At 32.4% G+C, this 25,434-nt stretch carries 20 protein-coding genes and 1 tRNA gene; 7 read left to right on the top strand and 14 right to left on the bottom strand.

Annotated features, from left to right (window positions below; all coding sequences use genetic code 11):
- Positions 1–233: 233 nt before the first annotated feature.
- The 4 genes from surE to DFQ10_RS03645 are packed head-to-tail and all read left to right on the top strand — an operon-like array spanning position 234 to position 4,735.
- On the top strand, positions 234–1,007 hold the full coding sequence (gene surE, locus DFQ10_RS03660; RefSeq protein WP_115816053.1) for a 5'/3'-nucleotidase SurE: 774 nt from the start codon (positions 234–236) through the stop codon (positions 1,005–1,007).
- 18 nt (positions 1,008–1,025) lie between these two features.
- Positions 1,026–2,147: a lipid-A-disaccharide synthase gene (gene lpxB / locus DFQ10_RS03655; RefSeq protein WP_115816052.1), complete on the top strand. Its 1,122-nt coding sequence runs from the start codon at positions 1,026–1,028 to the stop codon at positions 2,145–2,147.
- Positions 2,148–2,162: 15 nt separating this feature from the next.
- Positions 2,163–2,672 (top strand): C40 family peptidase, encoded by a 510-nt coding sequence (locus DFQ10_RS03650; protein WP_115816051.1) that lies wholly within the window; start codon positions 2,163–2,165, stop codon positions 2,670–2,672.
- Between the two features lie 32 nt (positions 2,673–2,704).
- Positions 2,705–4,735, top strand: a complete 2,031-nt coding sequence (locus tag DFQ10_RS03645; protein ID WP_115816050.1) for a ComEC/Rec2 family competence protein — start codon at positions 2,705–2,707, stop codon at positions 4,733–4,735.
- Positions 4,736–4,740: 5 nt separating this feature from the next.
- Here the strand turns inward: DFQ10_RS03645 and DFQ10_RS03640 are convergent, their stop codons facing one another.
- The 4 genes from DFQ10_RS03640 to DFQ10_RS03625 all read right to left on the bottom strand — a co-directional run bounded on the left by DFQ10_RS03640 (position 4,741) and on the right by DFQ10_RS03625 (position 11,376).
- Complete coding sequence (locus tag DFQ10_RS03640) at positions 4,741–5,289, bottom strand: thioredoxin family protein (protein ID WP_115816049.1); 549 nt, start codon at positions 5,287–5,289, stop codon at positions 4,741–4,743.
- An 86-nt stretch (positions 5,290–5,375) separates the two neighbouring features.
- The gene (locus tag DFQ10_RS03635) at positions 5,376–7,496 is read right to left on the bottom strand and encodes a peptide MFS transporter (protein WP_115816048.1); all 2,121 of its coding nucleotides are present in this window, start codon (positions 7,494–7,496) and stop codon (positions 5,376–5,378) included.
- Positions 7,497–7,561: 65 nt separating this feature from the next.
- On the bottom strand, positions 7,562–9,124 hold the full coding sequence (locus DFQ10_RS03630; RefSeq protein ID WP_115816047.1) for a peptide MFS transporter: 1,563 nt from the start codon (positions 9,122–9,124) through the stop codon (positions 7,562–7,564).
- Between the two features lie 50 nt (positions 9,125–9,174).
- Positions 9,175–11,376, bottom strand: a complete 2,202-nt coding sequence (locus tag DFQ10_RS03625; protein WP_115816436.1) for a S9 family peptidase — start codon at positions 11,374–11,376, stop codon at positions 9,175–9,177.
- A gap of 238 nt (positions 11,377–11,614) precedes the next feature.
- Between DFQ10_RS03625 and DFQ10_RS03620 the strand changes: the two genes are divergently transcribed.
- On the top strand, positions 11,615–12,931 hold the full coding sequence (locus tag DFQ10_RS03620) for a hydroxymethylglutaryl-CoA reductase, degradative (RefSeq protein ID WP_115816046.1): 1,317 nt from the start codon (positions 11,615–11,617) through the stop codon (positions 12,929–12,931).
- Between the two features lie 95 nt (positions 12,932–13,026).
- Complete coding sequence (locus DFQ10_RS03615) at positions 13,027–13,959, top strand: GYDIA family GHMP kinase (protein ID WP_115816045.1); 933 nt, start codon at positions 13,027–13,029, stop codon at positions 13,957–13,959.
- Positions 13,960–14,066: 107 nt separating this feature from the next.
- Here DFQ10_RS03615 and DFQ10_RS03610 read toward each other — a convergent pair whose 3' ends face one another.
- The 7 genes from DFQ10_RS03610 to DFQ10_RS03580 all read right to left on the bottom strand — a co-directional run bounded on the left by DFQ10_RS03610 (position 14,067) and on the right by DFQ10_RS03580 (position 22,010).
- Positions 14,067–16,214, bottom strand: coding sequence for a peptidylprolyl isomerase (locus tag DFQ10_RS03610; RefSeq protein ID WP_115816044.1), 2,148 nt, complete (start codon positions 16,212–16,214; stop codon positions 14,067–14,069).
- Between the two features lie 262 nt (positions 16,215–16,476).
- Positions 16,477–17,766 (bottom strand): hemolysin family protein, encoded by a 1,290-nt coding sequence (locus DFQ10_RS03605; protein WP_115816043.1) that lies wholly within the window; start codon positions 17,764–17,766, stop codon positions 16,477–16,479.
- 3 nt (positions 17,767–17,769) lie between these two features.
- On the bottom strand, positions 17,770–17,961 hold the full coding sequence (locus tag DFQ10_RS03600; RefSeq protein ID WP_115816042.1) for a hypothetical protein: 192 nt from the start codon (positions 17,959–17,961) through the stop codon (positions 17,770–17,772).
- Positions 17,962–17,994: 33 nt separating this feature from the next.
- Positions 17,995–18,561 carry an LPS export ABC transporter periplasmic protein LptC gene (gene lptC / locus DFQ10_RS03595; protein ID WP_115816041.1) on the bottom strand — a complete coding sequence of 189 codons (567 nt, stop codon included), beginning with the start codon at positions 18,559–18,561 and terminating at the stop codon, positions 17,995–17,997.
- Positions 18,561–19,958: a hypothetical protein gene (locus DFQ10_RS03590; RefSeq protein WP_115816040.1), complete on the bottom strand. Its 1,398-nt coding sequence runs from the start codon at positions 19,956–19,958 to the stop codon at positions 18,561–18,563. Before DFQ10_RS03590 ends, lptC begins: the two co-directional genes overlap by 1 nt.
- 16 nt (positions 19,959–19,974) lie before the next feature.
- Positions 19,975–21,282 carry a hypothetical protein gene (locus tag DFQ10_RS03585; RefSeq protein WP_115816039.1) on the bottom strand — a complete coding sequence of 436 codons (1,308 nt, stop codon included), beginning with the start codon at positions 21,280–21,282 and terminating at the stop codon, positions 19,975–19,977.
- Positions 21,282–22,010 (bottom strand): type III pantothenate kinase, encoded by a 729-nt coding sequence (locus DFQ10_RS03580; protein ID WP_115816038.1) that lies wholly within the window; start codon positions 22,008–22,010, stop codon positions 21,282–21,284. Before DFQ10_RS03580 ends, DFQ10_RS03585 begins: the two co-directional genes overlap by 1 nt.
- Before the next feature lie 102 nt (positions 22,011–22,112).
- Here DFQ10_RS03580 and DFQ10_RS03575 point away from each other — a divergent pair.
- Positions 22,113–22,188, top strand: a tRNA-Phe gene (locus DFQ10_RS03575).
- Positions 22,189–22,650: 462 nt separating this feature from the next.
- Here the strand turns inward: DFQ10_RS03575 and DFQ10_RS03570 are convergent.
- Genes DFQ10_RS03570 through DFQ10_RS03560 form a run of 3 tightly spaced genes read right to left on the bottom strand, consistent with a single transcriptional unit; the run spans position 22,651 to position 25,348 of the window.
- Positions 22,651–23,238 (bottom strand): LutC/YkgG family protein, encoded by a 588-nt coding sequence (locus DFQ10_RS03570; RefSeq protein WP_181897567.1) that lies wholly within the window; start codon positions 23,236–23,238, stop codon positions 22,651–22,653.
- Positions 23,228–24,598, bottom strand: coding sequence for a lactate utilization protein B (locus DFQ10_RS03565; protein ID WP_115816036.1), 1,371 nt, complete (start codon positions 24,596–24,598; stop codon positions 23,228–23,230). The genes DFQ10_RS03570 and DFQ10_RS03565 overlap by 11 nt, the downstream gene beginning before the upstream one ends.
- Positions 24,599–24,610: 12 nt before the next feature.
- A complete protein-coding gene (locus DFQ10_RS03560; RefSeq protein WP_115816035.1) occupies positions 24,611–25,348 on the bottom strand; it encodes a (Fe-S)-binding protein in 738 nt (245 codons plus the stop codon).
- Positions 25,349–25,434 lie beyond the last annotated feature (86 nt).

The following is a 25,434-nucleotide window of genomic DNA, read 5'->3' as shown; positions in this document are numbered from 1 at the left end:
ATTTGGTAAAAATGTGCTCACCCTTAAACAGAATTCTCTAATTGAACCCGAATCTATGGCTCGGTTCATATTCTATTTATTTACTTTTTAAGTAGGCTTTTCAATTTTTCACTAAAATAGGAGAAAAAACCGTGCCATAAAAAATAGAGGCACTAAATTTTTGTTAAAGCAGTTATTAGTTATTAAACGTTAGCTTTTTAGTATTTTTACAATTCAATAAATCTTTGTACGAAATGTCTCAACGACCTTTAATATTAGTTACCAACGATGATGGGATAACTGCACCTGGAATAAGAACTTTAATTTCAGTTATGAACACCATTGGAGATGTGGTTGTTGTTGCGCCAGATAGTCCTCAAAGTGCAATGGGACACGCCATAACAATTAACTCTACCTTGCATATAGAAAAAGTGACAATCGATGGAAAACAATCAGAATACAGTTGTTCTGGGACACCTGCCGATTGTGTAAAAATAGCTGTAAATGAAATCTTAGGAAGGCGACCAGATATTTGTGTTTCTGGTATTAACCATGGATCAAATTCTTCTATCAACGTTATTTATTCTGGTACCATGAGTGCTGCTTTAGAAGCTGGTATTGAAGGAATACCTGCTATTGGGTTTTCACTTTTAGATTATAACTGGAATGCTAATTTTGAACATTGCAAATCTTTTATAGAAACCATCACTAGACAAGTTTTAGAAAATGGATTACCAGAAGGTGTTGTTTTAAACGTAAATCTCCCAAATCTTGAAAAAGAAGCCATTAAGGGTATAAAAGTTTGTAGACAAGCAAAAGCCAATTGGAAAGAAGAATTTGATAAACGTACCAACCCAATGGGACGTGAATATTATTGGTTAACAGGTAAATTTGTAAATATGGACAAAGGTGAGGATACCGACGAATGGGCTTTAGAGCATGGTTATGTTTCTGTGGTGCCTGTCCATTTTGATTTAACAGCTCACCACACTATCCAAAAACTGAATACTTGGAATTTGAATGACTAATTTAAAAATTACATAACGTTGAAATATTATATCATTTCAGGAGAAGCTTCGGGCGATTTACACGGCTCAAATCTAATGAAAGCTCTGTTTAAACAAGATAAAGAAGCAGATATTAGATTTTGGGGTGGAGACCTTATGCAACAAGTAGGCGGTGAATTGGTAATGCATTACAAGGAACGCCAATTTATGGGTTTTGCAGAGGTCATTCTTAATCTCCGAAAAGTGTTAGGTCATATAAAATTTTGCAAGAATGATATTCAAAAATTTCAGCCAGATGTTATTATTTTTATTGACAATTCTGGCTTTAATCTTAGAATTGCTAAATGGGCAAAAGCACTTAACTACAAAACGCATTATTATATTTCTCCACAAGTTTGGGCATCTAGAGCTAGTAGAGTTGAAAAAATAAAGCACGATATTGATGCGATGTACTGCATCCTTCCTTTTGAAAAAGCCTTTTATAAAAAGTACAATTATGAGGTTAATTTTGTTGGACATCCATTAATTGATGCTATTGCAGATAGACCTCAAGTTGAAGAGGATATTTTCAGAAAAGAAAATAATCTAAGTGATCAACCCATTATTGCCTTATTACCAGGAAGTAGAAAACAAGAAATCACAAAAATGCTTGGTGTTATGCTTAGTTTGGTGGATGATTTTAAAGACTATCAATTTGTTATTGCTGGCGCACCTAGTCAAGATTTTGAGTTTTACCAAAGCTTCATTCAGAAGAAAAACATTAAATTTATTTCTAATAAAACATACGACTTACTAAGTATTTCTTCTGCAGCACTTGTCACTTCTGGTACAGCAACACTTGAAACTGCTTTATTTAAAGTCCCTCAGGTGGTTTGCTACAAAGCAAATGCAATTTCTTATCAAATTGCAAAACGTATTATTACCTTGAAATATATTTCATTGGTAAATTTAATTATGGATCGTGAAGTGGTTACTGAATTAATACAAGGAGATTTAAACAAAAAAAGGCTTAAAAAAGAATTAACAGCTATTTTAAACACCGAAAAACGAGAACAACTATTTTTAGATTATTACGAATTAGAGCAAATTCTGGGAGGTCGAGGAGCTAGTGAAAATACTGCTAAATTGATTTACAATGCCGTTAAGAATCCCATACAATAAACATTTATATACCCAATGAAACAAATTTTACCAATTCTACTTATAATTTTTCTAGCGACCAGCTGTAAATCCAAAAAATCGTATTCAAGCAGAAAAAGCTCAACACCTTCTGTAAAAGTCAATACTACTGCAAAACCAACTGCTGAAGCTGAAACTATTGTAAAATATGCCAAAACTTTTGATGGTACACGATATAAATATGGTGGTACAACAAAAAAAGGTATGGACTGTTCTGGTTTAATCTACACCAGCTACAAAAAGCATAATGTCAATTTACCTAGAACAACATCAGGACTGCAAGGTACAGGAGATTGGATAGACGTTAAAGAAGTAAATGTTGGCGATTTGGTGTTTTTTGCGACTAAGAAAAATAGCCGAAAAGTGAATCATGTTGGTATTGTTACTAATGTAAGGACTGGCAATGTAGAATTTATACATGCGTCTAGTAGCAGAGGTGTAATGATTTCTTCGTTAGCTGAAAAATATTGGTATTTCTCTTTTGTACAAGCTAGACGCGTCTTGTAAATACATTTTTATTATATTAGTAACTCACAATCATGAAGTTACTAAATTTTACCATTATAAAACTGACCATTTGTTTGGTTATTGGAATCCTTTCAGCTCATTTCGCAAAGCTTAGTTTCCAATCCATTTTATACATCACTATCGGTTTAGTAATATCGGCTGGAATCTATTGGCTAATATTAAGATCTAAAATCAATAAATCACCACTTTTCGGAATTCTAGCATGCTTCTGTATGATTGGAATTGGAATGACTTCCTACAATATTCAAAACGAAACATTAAGACCTCAGCATTATTCAAATCAGAACCATCTTGAAAACCAAAATGTTATTATTTTTCAAATTGAAAAGCGGTTAAAGCCTGATGCTTATAATGATAAATATATTGTTGGAATAAAATCGTTTAATAACAAAGAAGCTACAGGTCATTTACTTATTAATGTGAGACGCGATAGTGTCGCAAACCTCTTTAATGTTGATGATGTATTATTTACTAGTACTGAATTAAAAGTAATTCAAAAACCATTAAATCCATACCAATTTGATTATAGCAAGTATTTAGAATTGAAACAAGTTTACCATCAACTCTACTTAAATTCTGATAATATTTTACAGCTTTCAGATTCTAAATCTACTATTTATGGTTATGCCGATCAATTGAGACAAACCATCAACACAAAACTTATAGAAGCAGGATTTAAAGACGAAGTTCTTAGCATAATGAATGCATTATTACTTGGCCAAAGACAAACGATTGACAAAACAATCTATAATAATTATGTCAACTCTGGTACTATACATATCCTAGCCGTTTCAGGATTACATGTTGGTATACTATTATGGATTCTAAATTTCGTATTTAGTCCTTTACTGTATCTAAAATATGGCCATTTTATTAGACCCTTTATTTTAGTTAGTATACTTTGGAGTTTTGCTGTAGTTGCTGGCCTATCTCCTTCTGTTACTAGAGCCGTGACAATGTTTAGTATCATTAGTATTGCTATGCACCTCAAAAGGCCCACAAACATTTATAATACATTAGTAATATCTGCATTTGTAATCTTACTCTTTGAACCCTCATTTCTATTTTCTGTAGGCTTTCAAATGAGTTATTTAGCCGTTTTAGGTATTGTTAGCGTGCAACCAACGATATATAAACTTTGGAAAACTAAATATTATCTAACCGATAAATTATGGCAAATACTCACTGTAACTTTAGCTGCACAAGTGGGAGTTGTGCCGATTAGCTTATTCTATTTTCATCAGTTTCCGGGTTTATTTTTTATTTCTAATATTGTTGTTATTCCTTTTTTAGGCTTGATTCTTGGCCTTGGATTACTAGTTATTGCATTTGCTTTAATAGGTTTTCTACCAAAGCCAATTGTAATAACTTATAGTTTTATTATTGAAAGTTTAAATCATTTTATCGCTTGGATAGCTCAATTTGAAGATTTTCTGTTTAGAGATATTCCGTTTACCTTACTTCAAGTTATTACGTGCTATTTGATTATTGTGGCCTTGGTTCAACTTTATAAATTCCGAAATTTTAAATGGACAGCCATAAGTTTGATTGCTTTAATTGGATTACAAAGTGTTTTCATTTACAATACATTTGAGACTCAAAATGATGCTTTTGTTGTGTTTAATAAGAGTCGTTATTCTATGATTGGTATCAAAAAGAATGATAACTTAGCGTTGTATCATAATTTAGATTCTACTATGCTGAAATCAAATTATGCCATAAAAAACTACAAAGTTGGTGAATCTATAACGAATGTTGCCAGCGATAGTTTACAATCCGTTTATCAATACAATAACAAGACTTTTCTCTCCATTGATAGCTTAGGTATTTACAAAGGATTAACCTTTAAACCCAATTACATCATTTTACGAAATTCCCCAAAAATCAATCTGAATAGAGTAATCGACAGCTTACAACCACAACAAATTATTGCAGATGCAAGTAACTATAAATCTTATTTAAAACGTTGGAAAGCCAGTTGTGAGCATAAAAAAATCCCTTTCCATCAAACTAACGAAAAGGGAGCCTTTATTATAGAATAGATTTTTTATTCCTTAAATTCTGGTTTGAATGATTTGTAATACTCATTAAACTGCTCTTGTGTTGTCATTTCCTTATACTTATCACTTTCAAAAATCTTTAAATACAACTCTAACTGTTGCGGTTTTAAATATCCTTGAACAGGAGAAATCACATTGCCTTCTTCATCAAAAAATACCATAGTAGGATATGCTTTAACTTGTAAGTATCTCGAAAATTCGTGTGCACTATTTCTTCTGTTTGCTTTTGATGCATCATAATTTGGATTTCCGAATGTATTATCCTTATAAGTTACCGTAGAGTTGCCTTCGGCATTAAACTTCACAGCGTAATAATGCTTATTCACATAAGCTGCAACATCAGGATTATGAAATGTATTTTTATCTAACATTTTACATGGCCCACACCAATTGGTATAAACATCCATAAATATCTTTTTAGGTTCCTTTTTCTGAAGTTCTAAAGCTTCATCCATAGTTACCCAATTAATCTCTTGTGCCATTGCTGTCAATGAAAACACAAAAACAGCTATTAATCCTAATGTTATTTTTTTCATCATATTCGATTTGTTGCAAATAATGAGCCGAACTTACAAAAAATGCTCCTAAACAGGAGCATTTTAGATATTTTTAACGGTTTTGCTTAACGCACACCGTGCATTAATTTTTTCAATACTGGATTTAATACGAATATTATAAGTCCTGCGATGATTGGTACAATAGTAAATATTAAGAAGAATGTAGATAAGCTATATTCCTTAGTAATATTTTCAATTTGTCCACCAACCACAGCTGCTAACTTATTACCAATAGCAATGGCTAAATACCACATACCAAACATAAGTGCAATCATTCTGCCTGGCACCAATTTACTTACATAAGATAAACCTACCGGAGATAAACAGAGCTCACCGAGTGTATGGAATAGATAAGCTAATATCAGCCAAACCATACTTACTTTTACACCATCTACAAGACCAAAAGCACCAAAGGCTAATAAACCAAAACCAAGTCCCATAGTACATAATCCCAAAGCATATTTTGTTGCCGCACTTGGGTTGTATTTACTTTCCCACCATTTGGAAAAGAATGAAGCAAATACAATAATAAAGAATGAGTTTAAAATACTAAACCAAGATACTGTAATTTCAACCTCGTTATCTCTAACTTTAGTCACTGTTGCATCTACAAATCCGGTATCTCTACCTAAACTCTTCGCATTAGCAACTAACTCAGCTTTTTTGTCATCGGAAGACACAAATGAGAATTCAGTTAATTCCTTATTCTTATTAATAAGAATTTTGCTATCACCAACTTTATAATCTGCATAAGGTTCTCCAACAGTAATTGTTTTTGTTACAACTTTTTGTGACGGATTAGTAACTGTACTTTGAGTAACAGGTATATATTTAAATTGTAACACACCTTTGTCATTTTTAACTTGCTCTCCTTTATCATCTAATTCTGGTTGCTCAATAGCACTATAACTCACATCGTAAGCCGTAGTATTATAATCTCTATTTAACATCCATCCAACAATTCCCCACATTAATAAGAAACAAATCACTAGTACAATATTAGAACCTGGTATTTTCTTAAATGTTTTCTTCCATAAAATATAAAGAACATAAGAAATAATAATCAAAGGAATAACAGTTAATAATGTATTTACAATATTGAATATTGTCGCAGCACTTCCGCTCAATAATCTATCTACATTATCTCTAGCAAAAATCACTAATGATGAGGCACCTTGCTCAAAAGACATCCAAAAGAATACCGTAAAGAATGCAAATACTATAAAAGCAATCATTCTATCTCTTACGATAGCTGTATATCTTAAAATACGACCAATTACTAACACTAAGAATAGCGCTAAAGCAAATAAAACGGCTGTATATTGCCCTTCAAAATCACCTATTTGTAAAAAGGAGAACATATCTACACCTGCAATTTTAGACATAGGATCGTTAATTGCATAACCTAAACCTATTATTGATGCTATAACAATTAAGACTTTATCTAAAGTAGTAAAAGGATTAGGACGTTCTTCTTGATCCTCTTCAGAGATCTCAACACTTTCTTCATTAATATTTTGAGGTAATTCTACTTCATGTACTTTAGATGGTTTAGCACCAATTTTTCCAAATAATGGACCTGCTAACCAAAACTGAATCGTTCCTAATAGCATAAAAATTCCTGCCAATCCAAATCCATAAGCCCAACCTACTTTCTCAGCTAAGTAACCACAAAGCATCATTCCGAAAAATGCACCTGCATTTACACCCATATAATAAATGGTATAAGCACCATCTTTCTTTTCTGGGTTCTTTTTGTACATATCTGAAATAATAGACGTCATTGTTGGTTTAAAGAAACCAGTTCCTACGACTAAAAGAAACAATCCAAAGTACAATGAGAACTCAGTTTCTAAAGCCATAGAAGCGTGTCCAGCCGTCATTATTAACGATCCAATAATAACTGCAGCTCTATACCCTGTATATTTATCTGCTAGCCAACCACCTATTATTGGTGTGATATATAGTAACATCGCATAAGTTCCAAAAAGTGCACCTGCATTCTCTACTGTCCATTCCCAACCTGGATTGTAGCCTATAGCTGCCATAGTAAGAAAATTAACAAGTAGTACACGCATTCCGTAGAATGAAAAGCGCTCCCACATTTCAGTAAAAAACAAAACAAAAAGTCCTGCAGGATGACCAAGAACTTTGTCTTTAAATAGATTTTCGATGTCTGTATTCATAAAAAATAATTTAGTTAGGATGAATTCTTAAGGTAGAATTCTATAAGGGTTATTTTAATTATATTCTAGTTTTCAGCTAATTCAAAACCTTCAGCTTCTTCAGTGTTCATTTCAACTTCATTATCTTCAGCTCCATGAGTTAATCTTTTTAATGGTTTTAATAGCGCAATCACTAGCAAACCAAAAGCAACAGTAAAGATTACAATACCTGTGAATATAGCATATTCACCAAAGCTTTCAGATTTTTCACCTAAAATCCCTGCCACTTTTCCACCAAGTCCAGTTGCAGCAAAATACAATCCCATCATTAAAGAAGCATATTTTACTGGTGCTAATTTTGTAACAAATGATAATGATACTGGTGAAGAACACAACTCACCAATAGTGTGAAATAAATATGCTAAAACTAACCATTGCATTCCTGAGCTTCCATTTGCTTCGTACTCTCTTACAGCAAAAATCATAAACACAAATCCTAATCCCATTATAATTGTTCCAGTTGCCATTTTAAACAATGACGAAGCTTCTTTGTTTTTTAGTTTGCGTTTTGCCCATATGTTTGCGACCCAAACAGCAAGTAAAATGATAAATCCAGCATTTAAACCTTGAAACATTGGTGTTGGCACTAGCCATCCAAATAGCATTCTATCTGTTTTTTGTTCTGTATAAACACTCATCAAACCACCTGCTTGTTCAAAAGCTCCCCAAAAAACAATAACTAATAAAAAGGACAATAATAATACTAAGAAACGATCCTTCAGTATTTGAGTCTCTAAGCTCTTAAAAATCATCATCATTAATCCTACAACAAAAGAAAGAAAGATAAACAAAGCTCCATAACCCCAATGATCTACGCCTTCTTTTGTAAAGCCTACATAAATTGAAAACGCTAATAAAACTGCAAAAATGGCTAATTGCATTGGTGATTTAATAATATTAGAAAAGATTTTCATTATAGAAACATCTTCCTTTTTCTCTTCAACTGTTGGTTTATTTCCAACATGTGAAATGAATTTTTGTCCAAATATGTAAACTAACAATCCAAATAACATCGCTATACCTGCTAATCCAAAACCTGCATGCCAACCCCATTTTGCAACAACAATACCTATAATAGATGTTGCTAGTAATGATCCTAAATTTATTCCAATGTAAAAAATAGAAAAGCCTTTATCTCTCCTAATATCTCCTTTCTTATACAAACCACCAACCATTGTAGAAATGTTTGGCTTTAAACAACCAACTCCTAAAATAATTAAACCTAACCCAACAAAAAATGCCCAAGGTGCATCTATTGCTAGAGTACCATGCCCTAAAACTAAAATAAAGGCACCCAACATGACCGTTTTTTTCTGACCAAGCACTTTATCTGCCAAAATACCTCCTGGTATTGAAACCACATACACTAACATTACATACCAGCCATATAATTGATAAGCTTCTAATTCAGTCCATCCTAATCCTGGACCATCTTTATGATTTGCTTGAGCAATCATATATATTACAAGTAGTGCTCGCATACCGTAATATGAAAAACGCTCCCACATTTCTGTAAAGAATAAAACATAAAGACCCACTGGATGCCCAAATAGTTCTTTTTGATGCGGTTGTTTAATAGCTGTTGACATGATTATTAGTTTAGTTAGTAGTTAGTTTTGCTTTTACAATCTTAAGATTTCTAATCCTTAGACATCTCTAGTTTATCTCCTAAAGTCTTATGAATAAAATTAGTCATCTTCTTATATAAATGTAATCTTGTATTTCCTCCGTAAATGCCATGATTTTTATCTGGATAAATCATCCATTCAAATTGCTTATCTGCCTGAATTAATGCCTCAACCATTCGCATGGTATTTTGAACATGCACATTATCATCACCTGTGCCATGAATTAAAAGAAAATCTCCTTTCAATTTATCCACGTGATTTATTGGTGAGTTTTCATCATAACCGCTTGGATTTTCTTGAGGAGTCGTCATATAACGTTCTGTGTAAATAGAATCATAGAATCTCCAGCTGGTAACAGGCGCAACTGCAATAGCCATCTTAAAGACATCATTCCCTTTAAAAAGTGCATTACTACTCATAAAGCCACCATAGCTCCAACCCCAAATTCCAATTCTTTCTGCGTCAATATAATCTAGTTTTCCAAGTTGCTTTGCTGCTTCAATTTGGTCTTCAATTTCATATTTCCCTAATTTATTTTGCGTGACTTTCTTAAAATCAGCACCTTTAAATCCTGTTCCTCTACCATCAATACAAACCACAATGTAGCCTTGTTGCGCTAACATTTGATACCAATAATCATTTGCACTATTCCAACGGTTAGCGACTTGTTGAGAACCTGGTCCAGAATATTGGTACATAAACAATGGATAAACCTTATTTGCATCAAAATCCTTCGGTTTAATTGTCCACATATTCAAATCGTTACCATTTATAGAAATGGTACTAAATTCTTTTTTAGACATTGCGTAGCCTTCTAATTGCTTTGCTAAAACTTTGTTGTCTTTAATCTGCTTTACAATTTTACCAGATTTTGTATCATACAACGTGTACTCTTGTGGTGTAGTTGCGCTAGAAAATGTATTAATAAAATAAGTAAAATCTGCACTAAAAGACGCACTGTTTGTTCCGTCTTTTTGGGTGAGACGTTTTTTATTTTTACCGTTTAAGCCTATAGAAAAAACATCTCTATTAACAGAACCATTCTCTGTAGATTGAAAATAAATGGTATTCTTTTTTTCATTAAAGCCGTAATAATTTGTGACTTCCCAATCACCTTTTGTAACTTGATTAATAAGCTTACCAGTTTTAGAATAGTGATAAATATGATTAAAGCCATCTAATTCACTCGTCCAAATAAAACTATTATCTTTTAAAAATGTTAAATTGAAAGTGACATCGATATACGCTTTGTCTTTTTCTGCCAAAACATTTTTTGAAGTCATTGCTTTGGTGTCAATCATCCAAAGATCTAATTCGTTTTGATGACGATTCATTAACTGAACACTTAAAACATTAGCCTCATTTGTCCACTTTAATCTGGGAATGTAGAAATCATCATAAGCTTTATCTACTTTTAATTGCGATACGTTTTTTGAATTAATATCATATAAATGTAGAGATACTTTAGAATTTTCCTCTCCCGCTTTAGGGTATTTAAACACATGTTGCGTTGGGTATAAATCTGAACCATAAACATCCATTGAAAATTCTGGCACATTAGTTTCATCAAATCTTATAAATGCAATTTGATCACTATTTGCATTCCAGTCAAACGCTCTTACAAAAGCAAATTCTTCTTCATAAACCCAATCTGTAATGCCGTTGATAATTTTGTTCTTTTCACCATCCGTAGTGAATTGTTCAACCTTACCTGATTTTAGATCTTTAACGTACAAATTATTTTCAAATCCATAAGCGATTTTAGAACCGTCTGGAGACAAAGTTGGTTCTTGCACTAAATCATCAGACACTTTAGTTACTTTTTTTGAAGCAATATCATAAATGTAATATTCACCCAGCGTAGAATGTCTAAATACAGGTTCTGATTTTGTCGTCAGAATAATTTTAGATTCATCTTTATTAAAAGAATAATCCGAAAAATATTGAATCTCAGCAATATCAGCTGAAGACACTATCGTTTTTGTTTTCTCTAAAGTTTTATAATCGTAAATATCAATTGATGTCGTTCTTGATTCTCTATTAAAATTTAAAACCGAATACTCATTTCCGTTAGCCATAGAATGCAACGATTGCATACCTTCTGTTCTAAATTCACCACTCCAAATCTCTTGAAGTGTAATTTGTTTTTCCTGACAAAAAACCAAAGAAGTCATTAAAAAGCCGAAAACAGCTACAAGATGTCTAAATTTCATGTATTTATATTTAATATTTACAAAAGTCACATGCTGTTCGCTATTAATCATACTTTTATCAATAGCTAGTTTTAACATGCTTGTTTCATAAATTTCAAGTTTCAATAAAGCAATGCCAAGTTTACTAAAAATTATGCAAAAAATAGCTATTATTAACAGTAAATCGGCATTTACAATCGATTATGCAAACATTTCATACCAATCCTAGTATCTTTGTTTTTTCAAAAATTAAAACAACATGCCAAACATCATTTCAGGCTTTTCTAAGCTTTCTAAATCCGAAAAAATTGAGTGGCTTTTAAATTCATATTTCGTAGATAAAGATAGCGCAAGAGCACTAGTACAGCGTTACTGGAACTCGGACGAAAAACTTCAAAAACTTCACGATGAATTTATAGAAAACACCATTACCAATTATTATTTGCCATTAGGTGTTGCGCCTAACTTTTTAATTAATGACACTTTTTACACCATTCCAATGGCTATTGAAGAAAGTTCAGTAGTTGCTGCAGCAAGTAAAGCGGCTAAGTTTTGGTTAGAACGCGGTGGTTTTAAAGCCGAAGTCATATCCACTGAAAAAATTGGCCAAGTACATTTTATATTTAAAGGAGATTTTAATAAACTTAAAACTTTTTTTAAGCACGTAAAGCCCAAATTAATTAGTGATACTGCCTCAATGACCCAAAGTATGGAACGTAGAGGTGGTGGCATTTTAGATATTGAATTGCGAAATAAATCGAATGATTTACCCAATTACTATCAACTTCACGCCACGTTTGAAACTTTAGACGCTATGGGAGCGAATTTCATCAATACGTGTTTGGAGCAATTTGCAACAACCTTTAAAAATGAAGCCTTACAATACGAAGACTTCAATGAATTGGAGCAAAACATTACCATTGTAATGAGTATACTTTCTAACTACGTACCACAATGTTTGGTACGCGCAGAAGTATCTTGTAAGATTGAAGATTTAAAAAGTAAGGATATTCCAAATCCTGAAGAGTTTGCCCAAAAATTTAAACAAGCTATTAGTATTGCAGAAATAGAACCTTATAGAGCTGTAACACATAATAAAGGCATTATGAATGGCATTGATGCTGTTGTTTTAGCCACAGGAAATGATTTTAGAGCTGTTGAAGCAGGCGTACACGCTTATGCCGCAAAAGATGGCTCATATACAAGTTTAACACATTGTTCAATTATCAATGGTATTTTTAAATTTTGGATTGAAATTCCATTAGCACTAGGAACCGTTGGAGGCTTAACCAGCTTACATCCATTGGTTAAGTTTTCATTAGAAATGTTACAAAAACCTACAGCTAAAGATTTAATGAAAATAGTTGCAGTTGCAGGATTAGCTCAAAATTTTGGTGCCGTAAAATCCTTAACGACTACAGGTATTCAAGAAGGCCACATGAAAATGCATTTAATGAATATATTGAATCAGTTTGAAGCAACAGAAGATGAAAAAGTAAAACTTGTTGAACACTTTAAAACAAATGTGGTAACACATAGCTCTGTTGTAGAAGCCATTAAAAGCATACGAAACTAAATTAAAACGGCTAATACACTCTTTGAAATTGGTTTTATAGAACATAGATTACACTCTGTGATTATTGAAGCACAGCATTAATAAAAATTTAAACTTTGAATACTAATTCTAAAATATATAGAAGTAACGGAAAACTACTACTTACAGCAGAATACGCTGTACTAGATGGAGCAAAGGCTTTAGCAATACCTACTAAATATGGACAGAGTTTAAGTGTTATTGCTAATAACTCTAATAAAATAAATTGGAAGAGTTATAATGAATTAGGTGAAGTTTGGTTTGAAGATGTGTTTTCTATCGAAAACGCTCCAACTGCGCTCAGCGTGACATCAGCCTTAAAGAATGATATCTCTGAGCGTCTTATTGAAATATTAAAAGCTGTTCTAAGTTTGAATCCTGAATTTTTAACTTCGAATCTAGGATATAATATTACTACGCATCAAGATTTTAATCGACTTTGGGGCTTGGGCACATCTTCAACCTTAATTAATAACATTGCAAATTGGGCAAATGTTGATGCTTACCAATTGCTCGCTAAAACTTTTGGAGGTAGTGGTTACGATATTGCTTGTGCTCAACATAATTATCCAATAACGTATCAGTTAAACTCTAAACACAAGCCTAAAGTTGAAGCTGTAAATTTTCATCCTAATTTTAAACATCAACTCTATTTTGTATATCTCAATCAAAAACAAAATAGCAGAGACGGGATTTCAACTTATAAAAAAAATGCGGAAATCAATTCAGATAACATTTCACAGATTAATGCTATAACAGAAGCAATGATTGTTTGCAAATCACTTTCGGAATTTGAAAGTTTGGTTGAAAAACATGAAGATATTATTTCGAAGCTCACTCAGCAAGACCCAATTAAAAACCAATTCTTTTCAGATTTCAATGGCACTATAAAAAGCTTAGGAGCTTGGGGAGGCGATTTTGTCTTAGTGACTTCTAAGAACAACCCTAAAGCCTACTTTAACGCTAAAGGATATGATACCGTTATCCCATATGAAGATATGATTTTGTAAATGGCTAGCACCTATTAAATGCGATATCAAGTAACAAAACCTTAAGGTATAAATAAAGGCTTCACATTTCTGTAAAGCCTTTATTTATTAATTATATTTCTAATCGGTTAATATACCGTTTTAGCTCTATTATCTTCTATTTCTGCAGCATCTTCTAAAGCTGTAATCACTTTAGTTTGCACAGTGTTTCTACGTTCTGTATTTAATCTATTCATTATTGCAGAATAGTTATCTAACTTAGTAGCTTCGTTAATTTTAGTTACTTCTATAACGTAAACACCTTTTTCACCATCAATTGGCTTAGAAGTTACGCCTTGAGCTAAACCAAATGCCGCACCTACAACTTTAGGCTCTACACCTGCACCAGATAAGGTAGTATTCTTAATTGTGACAGCAGCAGCCGTTTTTTGACTCTGACCTTGATTCTTAGCAATATCTGCAACAGTTGTACCTGTTAACTCTTTGCGAATCATTTGTGCTTTCTTTTCTTTTCTTATTTCTGGTAAAGCTGTAATTGAAGCATCTTCAATACTCATTAAGCCTTTTTCCTTTTTCTCTACCACCTTAGCGACGATAAACCCAAAGTTAGATATTGCGAAATTCTTAAAATCACCTGTTTCAGTATCATCTTCAAATGCCCAACGTACAACTTCTCTTTGACTTCCAAGACCTGGAATATTTTCATCTAATTCTTTAAAAGTAATTGGCTTTATTACTAAATCACGTTCTTTTGCTAAGGCATTAAAATCTCCGTCTTTTGCAGCAATTTCAAACTTAGACATTTTATTAAATACATCTTGAAGCGTTTGTTCAGATGGCTCAATTTTATCTGCAAGAGTTGCAATTTTAACTGTTTTATTAAAACTCTTTTGCTCTAATACTTCAATAATATGGTATCCAAAAGATGTTTGTACAACACCTATATCACCTTTTTTATTATCAAAAGCATACGCTTTAAACTCAGGAGCCATTCCTGCTCTGTAGTCAAATTCAATCTCTCCGTCTTTTTCGTTACTTACTTTATCAGAAGATAATTCTAATAAATCCATAAACTTAGTACCTGCTTGTATTTGAGCAAAAATACTATCTGCTGTAGTCTTAGCTTCTTCAACTGTTTTAGTAACTGAAGCATCTGCTCTCTGACCACCAACATGTGGAATTAAGATGTGACGTACTTTTACTGAATCTGGCATTTGCTTAGTTGCAATTACTCTAGATAATTTATAGTACTCCCCATCTTTATAAGGTCCGTAGTAATCACCAACACTTAATTTTAGTAAAGTATCTTTTGCTACTGCTGGCAATTCTGCAGCTCTTAAAAATGAATCGCTATACTTAATATCTGAATTTGAGTTGATAAATTCCTCAATATCGGTAGCAGAATCAAATCCTGGAATAACTTCAGTATTCTTGCTACTCTCATTGTATTCTGATTTATCTGACTTTAAAGCTAATAAATCGGCTTTAATTTTATCTTCATCAGCCTTAGAAGCTTCTTCTTTAAACTCTACATAAACAACTTCTCTACTTGCTTCTGTTTCGTAAGTATCTTTATGAGCATTCATATAGGCTTGAATTTCAGTTTTAGATGCAACAACTAAACTATCTGCTATAGTTGTATAAGGTATTTGCACGTAACGGATATCTACTGTTTTAGCATCACCAAAATAATCATCTTCAGCTTCTGCAATAGTTGTACTAACACCAGCTTTAATCATATTGTAATATGTTTGCTGAATTGCATTTGCCGCAATTGTCTGCTCATTGTTTGTCCAACTTTCGTAGTTAACCATAAAGTTACCTAAAGGTGCTGCTTCGCCGTTTAAATCTTTTAAGTTAGATATAAAAGCGTTTAAACGATTTACATCAAAATTTCCATTTTCATCTTGAAATTCAGGATATGAAGAAAAACTATTTTTCAATAAATCTCTCATTTCGTCTTTTTCAACAGACAATCCCAATTCATCAAACTCAGATTTTAAAACAATGCTACGTAATTCTTGATTGTAAATTGCATTCATTGCTTGAGTAGACGTTTGTCTTCCTCCTGCTCTATCTTGATAATTTTTAACCTTTTGTTGAAAATCGTTACGATTAATATCAGTACCGTTAATAGTAGCAACCACGTCTTGTGGACCACCCGAAAATGCGGTAGAATTTTTGAATAAATCTCCAATTACAAATGAGAATAACGCTAACGCGATAACCAATATTAATATCAGCGAACGTTGTCTAATTTTATTTAAAACTGCCATAGTCTTTGTTGTATAGTATATTTTTGGTGTAAATAAGTCTGCGAAAATAGTATTTTCTACTAAATAATAAAAGGAGAACAGTAGTTTTTATAAGTGAACTTACCTGCACATTTTCTTTTCTCTTTTTAATATTTCAATTTTGAAGTCTAATATTACTCTTTTTTACAATGGTAATAATGCTAGTCTTAAAGAAATCAGGACTATTGCAGACTAAATACAAAGTTTTTTTGGCACTAAAAAAAGACACCAAATAAGCTAAATATTAATCCACTTCTAAAATTTTTAAAACCACCTCATCTATTTTGGTTGATGACACCTCAGTAATTGTGAATTTAAAATGATCTATTTGAACATCATCATTTTCCTGCGGAATTTCTTGAGTTGCATTAACAATTAAACCTCCCAAGGTTTCATAATTTTCACCTTCGGGTAAATCTAATTTGTAGGTTTCATTAATATAATCAACTTCTAATCTCGCTGATAATCTATAGGTGTTTTCATTAAGTTGTTCTTCAACTAATTCTATTGTATCGTGTTCATCTTCTATCTCACCAACCAACTCTTCTATAATATCTTCAACAGTCATGATTCCGGATGTACCACCATACTCGTCGATAACTACAGCCATACTACGCCTTTTTTTAGTTAAAATATTGAGTACATCTTTTATTAAAATTGTTTCAGGTACAAACCCTACTTTAATTATTATAGATTTAATAGTTTTTGGTTTTTTAAACAGCTCAAAAGAATGTACATAACCCAGAATATCATCAATGCTATCTTTATAAACAATGATTTTTGTTCTACCAGAATCAATAAAAAGCTGCCTTAAGTTCTCAATACTCTCCGAAATATCTACAGCTGTAATCTCAGTACGTGGCACCATAACTTCGCGTGCTTTAACATCTGAAAACTCTAAAGCATTCTGAAAAATTTGGATCTCACTATCTACAACATCATGATCATCAACGGATTCCATTTGTTCCGTAATATAATTTCCTAGCTCCACTTTGGTCATGGCTAAAACAACATCTTCACCTTCGGCTTTAAAGATATATTTTAAGACCGCATCTGAAATCCAAAGGATAAAATCTGAAATCCAAGAAAATAACAAATAAAAAATATAGGTCGGAAAAGCTAACACCTTTAATAAGGTATTGGCATAAATCTGAAAAAACACTTTAGGTAAAAACTCTGCAGTAAATAAAATGATTAAAGTAGAAATTATAGTCTGAGTTAATAATTGCAGATCACTAAACAAATAAGTTAAAGTGGCACTATCTGATGGTAATATCGATTGAAACCATCGCACTAAAACCTCACCCATCTTAAAGCCATAGATTACTAAGGCAATATTATTACCAATAAGCATCGTTGCGATGTATTTGGAAGGCTTGGCCGTTAACTTACTTAATATGTTTCCTAAAAAATCACCTTGTTTTTTTTCTAATTCAATATGAATTTTATTTGCCGAAACAAAAGCGATTTCCATCCCAGAAAAAAAGGCTGAAAGAATAAGAGTACTTATAATAATGACTATATCAGCAGTCATATATTAATTATTGTTATGGTCTCTAAACTTTTTGCTAAAGCGTTGTCTAAAGAAAAACATAAAAAGTGCTAATGCAGTAAAGAAGAACATCATATAAGAACCATTTCGATCTACTGACCATTTTGAAATAGCATCGTACAAAAAGAGTACTGCAAAAACAAGATATGCGTAATGAAAAATTTTCTGGATTCTCATGTATTAGTTATAATGATTAAAATGCAAAGATAGCTAATTATCGAATTCAAAATCACCTCCCATTTCTAACAATTGAAAGTTCTTGAATTCTTTATCAGAATCGAAACCAATTCCATATGAAGGACTACCAGAACGCTTAAATAACCATGCTTCATTAGTAAATGCCCATTCTAGCTTCTGATTATAAAATAATTGCTCTGTAAATAAAGTATCTTTTTCGTGTGTTGCAATTTTTACATTACCTCGCAAATCAATAATATCGGTTTCAGAATACACAATTGCATAATCAGAGGTTATGGTCGTTTTGTTGTTGTTTTCATCATATATTATAAGTTCAATACCATCAGGGAATTCTGAAAACGCAAAACTTCTATTAGAATAATCTAACATTTTAGGGCTTAAAAGATTTGCCAAAAGCCTTACTGTAGAGTCTTTATACTCTGTGTATTTTAAATCGATATCTTCTGCCTCTCCAATAGGTTGATTTTGCAAAATACCTACCTTTTGTACATCATCGAAGTCATTACTACATGAAAAAAACAAAGTCACAACAATTGCTGTGACTACGTTTTTTATAATATGTAAATTACCTTTTATCATTAAAGATTTGGAACTGTTACTGAACGTTGGATCCAACATCCAATTTTAATAACCTCACCTTTGTTACCTGCTTGAAAAATATCTGCTTTAGAAGGAGCACTAGCTCTATAACTCGTTGCTGATTGTGCTGCTGCAGATCTTAATCTACCATCTACTCTTCCTGCTTTTTCTGCTTCTAATGCTGCTAACCAAAATACCGCTCTTTTATTAAAGTTAGTATCTCCACAGTTATTAGCACTTTTTGCATACATAGCTGCTATTCTTAAATAAGGACCACCATTTGATGGATTTAATTTTAAAGCTTCCATATATTGTTGTCTTGCTTTACCATAGTTACCTCTTTTATAATTTTTCTCAGCAACTCTCATTACAAGCTTCCATTTTTTAAGCGGATCAGTTTCTAAATCAAATGATTGACTGTAATACTTATCTGCCTCAGACATTTTCCCTTGCTTTTCTTTTAATACACCTAAGTAAAATGAAGTATTAGCATCTGGTTCTATTGTATTTTTTTGCGCAACTAGTTTCTCAAACATAGGATCATCAGTACAATCCTTCTGTCCCATTTTGTTCATTGCACGTTGCAACCATACCGCATCATTCTTGTATTCTTCGAAATCTTTTTGATATAAAGGTATAAGCACTTCACAATTAGCTCTATCACCAAGCTTTTTGTCCATACTAGATGCTACAGTTTCAAAAGCTTCTAAATTAGCTTCGTAATTATCTTTATACTTTAATTCCTTTTTACTTAACTCAGTACCTGCTTCTTCTTTTTCAACTAACTTGTTAAGCTTCTCTATGTAGCTTTCCTCTACATTCTCAATCATTACAACAACATCATCATATTTGTCAAATAATTTTTGAGCATCTTCTGGTGTTTTTTGTCCTGCATCGTACAAATCAACGGCTAAAGAGAAATAAGTATATAGTCCTTGAGCACTAGTAAAGTTTTCTGGGTCTTTTTTATAAGCGTCATCATACATGTTATACAATTGCACATCTGACTTGTTTAATTCTTTTCTGTATTTATATGCTAGCTGTGCTTTCTCTACTAACATATCACCTAATGAATACTTTGACGCAAAATACTGATGACTTTGATCAAACAATAACATTAAATCATTGATATGTGCTAATTGCTCAGCTCCTGTAGAGTTTTTAATCTTATGCTCTAAAATATTATCTCCATAAGCATATATGGCTTGATTAAATTCAGGACATTTTTCACGTACTATTTTCCAAGGACCATAAGCCTCATCATATTTTTTGCTTTTATAGTAACTATTAAAAATAGATAAGTTATTCATGCATTCTTCTTGATTGTCATCTTGAGCAAATCCTATGTTAACACTTACAAAAAGCGCTAAAAGCAGTATAGTAATTCTCGTCTTCATCTTTAATTTAATTTTGTTAGTTATACTTTTTTTGTTTGAACCATCTTGAGTTTAATGATAAACTTACATTTAAGTTTACAAAATTCTCTTGAATTAAGTTTTTGTTTGTTGTACCGCGTTTTCCAAATTCTAAACCTAAATTAGCATTAGAGAACAAACTTCGGCTTCCAACTGGTAAACCTAGACCAAAAGATATGCCAAACTCATTAATTGACTCATCTTTTATAACTAAACCTGTATTTGCGAAGTTAAAACCAGCTCTATATACTACTCTTTTTAAATAACCTGAAAAGGCCTTATAATTTGGAATATAGAATCCACCTACAGAAATCTGTGATGCGTTTTCAAAAGTTGAATCATTATTAGGAAAAACAGGATTAGAAAAATCACTTGACTTCTGAAAAGTATATTCAGAACCAACAAACCATGAATTAGGCTGACCAATACCAGCACCAATAGAAAATTTAGATGGTAATTTTAAATCTGTCTGATCGACATCAATATCAATAGTATTAGACACTGCAGAAACTTCTAAACTTGATGCATCTAGGGAAACCGTAGAAATCGTTCTTGAATTCTCAGATTTTAGACTACTTCCTGGAGTATAAGTAAAAGTTGTAGACAGCTCTAACTTCTCAGTAATCATGGTTTTATAAGCCAAACCAAAATTAAGATTTAAACCACCTAAATCAGATCTATTAAATTCTCTAGTCTGATACTCAACAACTTCACCTTCTGGCGTATACTTTACTTCGATAGCTGTATTTTGAATATTTCCAAAATTATAATTAAAGTCTACTCCAACACTTAGTTTATCGTTTATTTGATAACCTAAACCTGCAAAAACTTTATTTACTCCTCCTTCGCCACTGTAACGATTTACTATAACATCGTCGTCATTAACATCATCTAGTCCGTAACCTACAGAAGTATATGGCATTAAACCAAAACCAAAGCCAAATTTCCCAACAGGCACTGACATAGCAATGTAATCAAAGATGGTGCTATTTGTTTTTGCATCACCAGAGTTACTTTTTAAAGTTACATCAGACATAGAGCCTGCAACGGAGAACTTTATTGGTCTACTTTCCCCATCAAAAGGAAAAGACTCTACATTTTTACCAGCATAAGCCGCCGGATTCCTTAAATTGATATGAATACTATCTAAGTAAACACCAATTCCTCCCATACTGCGGTTTTCTACAGTACCTTTAGACTTTAGGCTTCCTATACCATAAAATGAATATGGAGAACCGGTTCCTTGTTGCGCATAGGCAGCAGAACTTATAATTGTAATACAAATTACAATGAATCGTTTTATCATTATTTTGAATTATATTCTAGAATAAAATTCAAACCCTCCAATAGAAAATTTGAATTCGCAAATATGGTATTTTTTAATTGGTTTGACAAAAAAATGGCATCTCCTCCTGTTAAAATAACTGTTAAATCTAAGTAATCTTCAATATATTGGTCTATAATTCCATCAATTTCCTTAACAACACCATTTACAACACCAGAATGAATTGATGTTTCTGTAGAGTTCCCAATAATACTTTTAGGCTCTTCTGTTCCTAATAACGGAAGATTTGCTGTTAAATTATTTAAAGTTTTGTAGCGCAATCTAATACCTGGTGATATTGCTCCTCCTAGATAATTATTTTCTTTAGTAATAAAATCGTAGGTAATGCAAGTTCCGGCATCTATAATCAGTACATTTTTATTAGAAAACTGTTGTACGGAAGCTCCAACTAAGGCCATTCTATCTACACCTAATGTTTTTGGAGTTTTATAAAGATTATTAAATGGCAATTTTGTCATTGAACTAAGTTCAATAATAGGCAAATCTTTCTTTATTAACTCTACTTGGTCTTGTGACAAGTGACCAACAGACGAAATAATAGCTTTCTCCAACTTTGGAAAGTCTTTTTTTAGGGTTTTATACTGCTTTTTAAACTCCGAAAGCTCAAAACTTAGTTTAAATATTAAATTATAACTATTATAAATAGCAAACTTAACATACGTATTCCCCACATCTACAATAAGATTCATAAGCAAATTCTATATTGCAAATTTATAAAATCAAATTTTAGCAAATTCTTTTTGTGAATATTAAAAATGCTTCTATATTTGCATCCGCTTAATTAAGCAATTGGTGCCTTAGCTCAGTTGGTAGAGCAAAGGACTGAAAATCCTTGTGTCCCTGGTTCGATTCCTGGAGGCACCACCACTAACAAGCCTTAAACATTTGATTTCAAATGATTTAAGGCTTTTTTGGTTTTTAGAAACTCCCAATACTAGAGACGAAATCCGCAAGAACAGTTCTTAATTAAGGGATTAGCAACGTCTAAGCTTCAAGTTTAAAAGACTTTTAAAAATAAATAGACAGATTAAAAATGTCGCTTTTAGACTAAAAAAACTAAAAAATAACGATTTATCAATACTATTGAAAACTGACAATTAAATTATCACACTACAAGAAACATGGCTATTAATTTTAAATTGATAACGTCTCAAAATACTTATAACAAAAAAAAGCCGCTCCCTACAGCGACTTTTTCTTCTATAAATAATTGTTTTAAAACAATTACTATTTTATTATTGATTAAGTATAAATATTACCAAACACCAATTTTGGAACTAAATGGCTATATCCTTTTAACTTTATTATACTTTTAACAACATTTTTTATCTAATAAATAAAAACAGTTAAACTTAAGGCTCCCTGTGCACCAATCACTAAGGATTGTTCTATATCTGCAGTTTTTGATGGTCCAGAAATAAAAACTCCAAAATCGGTTGCATTAGAAGAGAGCTTTTGATAGGCTTGATGCATAAAAGGAACTATATTTTCTTTATTCAACACCAAGACCAAATGTTTTGTAATAAATGGCAATACGCGTATTGGAATTTGGTTATCCGACAACCAAAGTGCTCCGTTCTCTGCGACACCTATATTACTTTCTAGTATCATTATATCTAAATCTTCAAGTTCATGAGGTTTATTAAGGGCCTCTAAAGAAACTGTATTAAAATCTTGGGTTCCTTCAAGTGTTGAAAAATTAACTTTTGTATTTGGAAAAAGAGATGACACTTGTGAAATAACGTTTTCCTTTGTTACAACATCAACAACATTGCCACCAACAACTTCAATTTTAGTCTTAAATTCTTTAATTAGATCTCTTCCATCTGTAAACACATTTAAGTCTAGGTTTGGTAATTCTAATAAGTCAGGCTTATTTGCTTTTGCTCTTGATAAAATATGTTCTCTACTGCTCATTCTCTGTTCTTTTTTTATACCAATCATCAAAACTTTCGGTTGGTCCTGATGGTAAATCTCTTTCTTTTCCCCAAACATTTGGTTTTGAGTTAATCACTCCTTTTGGTAAATTTCTTAAAGACCATCGTGCCACCTTTCCAACACGTTCAAACTGCATGGGTTTTGCAAACACTTTACCCATCATTTTCATGGATGCTTTCTTAACAAATGGTTGAGGCGTTTCCTTAGTAATAATCTGCCTCCATTTGTACAACTGACTATGAATATCAATTTTTACAGGACATACATCTGAGCATGAGCCACATAAGGTAGATGCAAATGGCAAACTGCTATGTTTTGTTAAATCTTTACCAGGAGATAAAATAGAACCTATAGGACCAGGAATTGTTGCATCATAGCTATGCCCTCCACTTCGTCTGTAAATAGGACAAGTATTCATACAAGCTCCACAACGAATACAATGTAACGACGCTCTAAAATCTGGTCTACTTAATTGCTCTGTTCTGCCATTATCTACAATTACAATGTGCATTTTATTACCATTAATTGGCTTTTTAAAATGAGATGAATAGGTTGTAATGGGTTGTCCTGTAGCACTTCTTGCTAGCAATCTCAAAAAGACTCCTAAATGTTCTTGTTTTGGAATCAGTTTCTCAATTCCCATACAGGCAATGTGAACAGGAGCTAAATGTGCTCCCATATCGGCATTCCCTTCATTCGTGCACACCACGAAACCACCTGTGTCTGCAATAGCAAAATTAACACCTGTAATGGCGGCATCTGCACTTATAAATTTTTTACGAAGATGTTTTCTTGCTTCTCCTGTTAAATATTGAGGATCTCCACCAGAAGGTTTTGTTCCTAAATGTTCTTGAAAAAGCTCATCAACCTCTTCTTTTGTTTTATGGATTGCTGGCAATACAATATGACTTGGCGGCTCTTTAGCCAACTGCACTATGCGTTCTCCTAAATCGGTGTCAATAACCTCAATGCCATCAGCTTCCAAAAAGGGGTTTAGATGACATTCTTCAGTAAGCATAGATTTGCTTTTTACAACTTTCTTTGCATTGTGCGCTTTGAGTATGCTATGAACAATTTTGTTATGTTCGTCTCCATCAGCTGCCCAATGGACTTGTACTCCATTTTTTAAAGCATTTTCTTCAAATTGAATTAAATAGTTATCTAAATTTGAAAGTGTATGTGCTTTAATACCATGTCCATAATTTCGTAACGATTCCCAGCCTTCTACAGCGTGTACTGCTTTATCTCGCTTGTGTCTTACAAACCATAAGGCTTTATCGTGCCAATCGACCTTTTTCTCGTCTTTGTTAAATATAGATGCTGCTTTTGAATGATTCATTTTACTTTAAATTTAAATACTACTATTCAAAATTTCGGCGATGTGCAATACTTTTAATGGTTGCTTGTTTCTATTGATCAACCCTTCTAAATGCATCAGGCAAGATGTATCTGTTGCAGTGATTACTTCTGCTCCGCTATCTAAATGGTCTTTGATTTTATCTTTACCCATCTTTACGGAAATAGCTTCTTCTGTTACAGCAAAAGTACCTCCGAAACCACAGCACTCGTCTTTTCTTGCTAATGACGTCAATTCAGCACCTTCAACTTCGTTTAAAAGATCTTCTATCGATGAAAAAGACGGTCCAACAAGTTCCGAACAAGATCCTAATCGCAATCCACGTAGACCATGACAACTTTTGTGAACCCCAATTTTATAGGGGAATTTTGCATTTACATTTTTAATTTTGAGGATATTCACAATAAAATCGCATAGTTCGTAAACGTTATTACGAACATTAGTAACATCTTCTGTTTGTGGAATAATGTCATAATGCTTTTTAACATGGTAAGCACAGCTACCAGAAGGTGTGACTACATAATCAAAATCCTTAAAATTATCCACAAAATTGTTGCAAGCTCCTACAGATTCAGATTCATAACCTGAATTAGCCATTGGTTGTCCGCAACACGTCTGACCAGAAGGATATGTAACGTTTACATTTAGTTTCTCCAACAGCTCTAATGTTGCTATTCCAACCTGTGGATATAATTGATTGATATAACAAGGAATAAATAATCCTACTTTCATAATGTACTTTTATAATTCATGTATTTTATCCATTAACATCCATTTCTAATCGGTTTTAGCCCAAGGTTCGTTTTGTTAACACTTCT

The organism is Winogradskyella eximia, from assembly GCF_003386165.1.
Classification (GTDB): domain Bacteria; phylum Bacteroidota; class Bacteroidia; order Flavobacteriales; family Flavobacteriaceae; genus Winogradskyella; species Winogradskyella eximia.
Note: the sequence above shows the minus strand (reverse complement) of the source record. Positions and strands in the feature narration are given on the sequence as shown.